Below are 4,120 nucleotides of genomic sequence, written 5' to 3' on the forward strand. Positions count from 1 at the left end.
GGAAAATAGAGACCATTTGCGGCAAATGAAGGACAACCGCAGTCGAAAACGGCCCTTGCAACAGCAGCGCTGAATTTGGAGATATTCCGACAGCAGCCCTTATCCGATACGAAATTCGGACTGGGCTGCTGTATTGTGGAGGCAAGGCCTTCCGGCTGTGTGTCTTGACCAGCAGCCGAAGTTTCATGCTTTCCGGTTTGGAATAGCAGCAATGCCGTTTGATGATCGGGGGAAAGCACTGGCACTACCCGGTGAGCCCCGGATTCGGCCGTTCTGCTGGTATAAGCCCCAGGCAGCATATATTTTAGCCTCCTGGTTGAATTTGGGCTTGACAGCATCCTTCGGTAACAGTAATTTTTACTATCATATGGAGACTGATATGGCCCAAGTTCAAACAAGAATGACCCGCCAACGCGCGGTAATTTTGGAAGAGTTGCGCAAGACCAAAACCCATCCCACTGCGGATGAGCTTTACAGCATCGTGCGCGAACGCCTGCCCCGCATCAGCCTTGGCACCGTTTACCGCAACCTGGACTTTCTGGCCGATAGCGGCGAAATTCGCCGTCTTGAGGCTGCCGGATCGACCAAGCGGTTTGACGGCGATATCTCGCGTCACCAGCATGTGCGCTGCATTCAGTGCGGCCGCATTGGTGACGTGATGGATATGCATGAGGCCCCTTCCGTGGCCGGCATGAACGTGGAAGGTTTTTCTTCTGTGCTGAGTTCGCGCATCGAGTATGACGGCATTTGCAGTGCTTGTGCCGGGCGAGTGCGCAGCGACATTCAGTAGATTCAGTAGATTGCCTTCTCAACGATAGCAATATGGGGTTTTCCGGTCTGGGGAGGCTCAAGGACTGGTGCGCCCGGCCGTCTCAAGCACGGGCAGTCTGGCGCGTGCAAAAGAGCCTCGGGCGTATTCTGCCGGTAGTTTCTTGCGGCAGGCCGGTCCGGCAACCTGTTTTTTGAGCGCCTTTGCCCAGGTATTACTGAAATGCCCAGGCTTGAGTGTTTACGCAAATACGTTTATAAATCTCTGGTACTCTATAACACAAGGAGTTTCAGAATGGCTGGAAATAGAGAAGACCGCAAGGCCAAGGTCATCGAGGTTCTCAACAAGGCTCGCGCCATGGAGCTGCACGCCATCCACCAATACATGAACCAGCACTATAGCCTGGATGACATGGACTATGGTGAGCTTGCCGCCAACATGAAGCTTATTGCCATCGACGAAATGCGCCATGCGGAAAACTTCGCAGAACGCATCAAAGAGCTGGGCGGCGAACCTACCACCCAGAAAGAAGGCAAGGTGGTCACCGGGCAGGCCGTACCCGTTATCTACGAAAGTGATGCGGATCAGGAAGACGCCACCATCGAGGCGTACAGCCAGTACATCAAGGTCTGTAAGGAACAGGGCGATATCGTCACTGCCCGTCTTTTTGAGCGCATCATTGAAGAAGAACAGGCCCACCTGACCTATTACGAAAATATTGGCAGCCACATTAAAAACCTGGGTGACACGTATCTGGCAAAGATTGCCGGTACGCCTTCGTCCACAGGAACTGCCAGCAAGGGCTTTGTTACTGCTACTCCGGCTGCTGAATAGTTGCCGGAAAACAATAGGGAGGCATCATGGCTGAACCGCAAGACATGTGGCGTTGCCAGATGGTAAACTGTGGCTATGTGTATGATCCCGACCGTGGCGACAAGCGCCATAAGGTTCCTGCGGGAACCAAGTTTGAAGACCTGCCCGAAGACTGGCGTTGCCCGGTCTGTGGTGCGGGTAAAAAAAGTTTTCGCCGTTTGAGTGATGAAGCATAAACCGCTTCACGCTTAGCAGGCGAAGACAATGAGTCAATAACAAAGCCCCGGCCTTTGGCCGGGGCTTTGTTATTGACTCCCGGTAGTATAGAGCGCGTTTGGTAATATTCTTTGATGGGATGCGTTTGTTTTGGCTCAAGGCTGCGACTGGAACGGGTAGCTCTTAAAAATCGTTATCCGCCCCGCGTGGTTTTTATAAAAATCCCGCCACCAAATATTGCAAGGCGAACTTGCTTCACCAACAAGCAAGCATTTGAAAGTGAAGATGTTCGAGTTAGGGCATGTTATACTGGCAATATCGCAAAAGCCCAGTACCATGCGCCAACAAGCAGTGCTGCGGCCAGCACGCCTGCCGGTATCTGGGGCAGGGCGGGCCAGAGCTTTTGCGTCCGCCACGCTTCCCAGGCCCCCAGAGCAAGGCCGCCGCACAGCCCGGCTATATGAGCGGCATAGTCAGTATTTTCCCCTTCAGTGCCAAGCATTGCCAGTATGGCGACGCCTGCGGCCACAGGCAGGGCCGCCTTGCGGCGCTGGCCGGAATGCATGGCCATAAAGCCTGCCAGCGCGCCCACTGCGGCGAAGAGGGCTGTGGAAAATCCCATACTGGTAACAGCCCGTGGGCGCAGCAGTACGGTAAGGGCATTGCCTGCTATTCCCCCTGCCACAGTGAGCCATAGCGCTCTGCCTATGCCGGTGAGCCTGGCAAGCAGGGAAAGAAAGAGCGCGCCAAAGGCCACGTTGCCCCACACATGCGTCAGGCTTACGTGCAGGGTAAGCGCAGTGGCCAGTCGGTAGTATTGGTCGTAAATGCGCACCAGCACATTGTCCAGCATGCCTGCGGGACCCCAGGTGTCCGGCGGAGGCAGAAAGAGCGGGGCCGACCACCAGCCCACGCGCCAACCATGCCAGACGAGCAGGGGCAGCAAAAAAAGGGCGGCAAGGGCGCTGTGCCGATACACGCGCAACGGTGCGGGGGGGGGAGCAGCTTTATGGCTCTCGGCAGAAAATTCAGCCAGTTCTGCCAGGGCGACGCCTTCCAGCAGCGGAGGTACGTAAATATGCTCCCTGCCGGACAGGGAAATGGTTTAGTGCGGAATATTCCTGGCATTAAGCACCAGGAGGCTGTCGCGAAAACGCGTATAGCTATCCGCCCCGCCAGCCCGGCTGATATTGCGCCAGTACCGTGACAGGTTGTTGGGCCTTCTGCGAATAAGCCAGCGCCCGCTGGTGACGGGCTGATTGCTGTGGTAGGGAGAGCGCATATAGCAAAAAAGGCCCCAACAGAGACTGCGGGGCCTTGAGCTCAAAGCGACTGCTGATTAACCCTGCTTACGCACCAGGGGTTTGGTCACAACACCAGAGCGCAGGCAACGGGTGCACACAGTAAGAGTCCGCACACTGCCGTCGCCAAACTGGTGACGCACACGCTGGAGGTTGGGGTTGAAGCGACGCTTGGTCTTGATATTGGAATGGCTAACGAGGTTACCAACCTGGGGCTTTTTGCCGCAGAAAATGCATTCCTTGCTCATACTATCCTCCGTATATGCAAAAAAACAGTTCACTTCACAATGCGGCAAAAATAAAGCCCAGCGCCGGAAGATGTACAGCGTGTAATGAGGGCGTAACCGCGCGAAGAAGTCCTATAGCTGATGCAGCATCAAAAGGCAAGATTTTTTCTCAAAACAAAACAGACATCAACCCGCATCAGGCCAGGCGGGCTGACGTCTGCAAAAATATCAGATTCTGCCCGCAGGCGTGGTCGCCGGTTTGCCTTCTCCCGCGGGACCCATAGATACGGCCTTTGAAGTGGCCATAAGATAGATTTCATGCGGATCAAGAATAAGAATGACAGAGCCGTCGCCCATAATAGTTGCGCCAGAGATGCCCTTGAGGTCGCCAAGATAGGCACCGAGGGGCTTGATGACTATTTCCTGGCGTTCAAGCAGGCGGTCTACCACAAGGCCCAGTCGGCGGTCATTGTCGTGTATGACCACCACCGAGAGCACGTCCGGCAGGGGAGCTGTGCGGGGCAGGCCGAGCATTTCGGCCATTTCCACTACACCAAGCACTTCGCCGCGCAGGGTGACAGCCTTGCGGCCCTTCACATCGGTGAGGCGGTGGGCTTCAATCTTGGTAGTTTCCGACACGGCATCCAGGGGGATGGCGTACATCTGACCGGAAACATTGACCATAAGCGCATCAATGATAGCCAGCGTCAGGGGCAGGCTCAGGGTAAAGCGTGTGCCTTTGCCCACTTCAGAATAGGTGCTGACGCTGCCTTTGAGGTTCTTGATGTTGGTAC

The 4,120-nt window shown here is 55.3% G+C and carries 7 protein-coding genes; 3 read left to right on the forward strand and 4 right to left on the reverse strand.

Annotation, left to right across the window (positions count from 1 at the left end):
* Positions 1–239 (reverse strand): hypothetical protein (locus QZ377_RS12435; protein ID WP_291441538.1); only part of this gene is annotated, 239 nt, incomplete at its 3' end.
* A gap of 140 nt (positions 240–379) precedes the next feature.
* Between QZ377_RS12435 and QZ377_RS12440 the strand changes: the two genes are divergently transcribed.
* From QZ377_RS12440 to QZ377_RS12450, 3 genes are all read left to right on the forward strand, one after another.
* Positions 380–790, forward strand: a complete 411-nt coding sequence (locus QZ377_RS12440) for a transcriptional repressor (protein WP_291441539.1) — start codon at positions 380–382, stop codon at positions 788–790.
* A gap of 273 nt (positions 791–1,063) precedes the next feature.
* On the forward strand, positions 1,064–1,603 hold the full coding sequence (locus QZ377_RS12445) for a bacterioferritin (RefSeq protein ID WP_291441541.1): 540 nt from the start codon (positions 1,064–1,066) through the stop codon (positions 1,601–1,603).
* Positions 1,604–1,629: 26 nt separating this feature from the next.
* The gene (locus tag QZ377_RS12450; protein ID WP_291441543.1) at positions 1,630–1,818 is read left to right on the forward strand and encodes a rubredoxin; all 189 of its coding nucleotides are present in this window, start codon (positions 1,630–1,632) and stop codon (positions 1,816–1,818) included.
* A 284-nt stretch (positions 1,819–2,102) separates the two neighbouring features.
* Here the strand turns inward: QZ377_RS12450 and QZ377_RS12455 are convergent, their stop codons facing one another.
* From QZ377_RS12455 to QZ377_RS12465, 3 genes are all read right to left on the reverse strand, one after another.
* Positions 2,103–2,777: a rhomboid family intramembrane serine protease gene (locus QZ377_RS12455; RefSeq protein ID WP_291441545.1), complete on the reverse strand. Its 675-nt coding sequence runs from the start codon at positions 2,775–2,777 to the stop codon at positions 2,103–2,105.
* 360 nt (positions 2,778–3,137) lie between these two features.
* Positions 3,138–3,347 (reverse strand): 50S ribosomal protein L28, encoded by a 210-nt coding sequence (gene rpmB, locus QZ377_RS12460; RefSeq protein ID WP_291441547.1) that lies wholly within the window; start codon positions 3,345–3,347, stop codon positions 3,138–3,140.
* A 207-nt stretch (positions 3,348–3,554) separates the two neighbouring features.
* Positions 3,555–4,120 (reverse strand): chemotaxis protein CheW (locus QZ377_RS12465; RefSeq protein WP_291441549.1); only part of this gene is annotated, 566 nt, incomplete at its 5' end.

This window comes from Desulfovibrio sp., assembly GCF_019424165.1.
Lineage (GTDB): Bacteria > Desulfobacterota > Desulfovibrionia > Desulfovibrionales > Desulfovibrionaceae > Desulfovibrio.

Excerpts from the sequence above, each read along its gene's own strand:
- QZ377_RS12445 (WP_291441541.1), top strand. The coding sequence starts at position 1,064 with ATGGCTGGAAATAGAGAAGACCGCAAGGCCAAGGTCATCGAGGTTCTC.
- rpmB (WP_291441547.1), bottom strand. The coding sequence starts at position 3,347 with ATGAGCAAGGAATGCATTTTCTGCGGCAAAAAGCCCCAGGTTGGTAAC.
- QZ377_RS12440 (WP_291441539.1), top strand. The coding sequence starts at position 380 with ATGGCCCAAGTTCAAACAAGAATGACCCGCCAACGCGCGGTAATTTTG.
- QZ377_RS12450 (WP_291441543.1), top strand. The coding sequence starts at position 1,630 with ATGGCTGAACCGCAAGACATGTGGCGTTGCCAGATGGTAAACTGTGGC.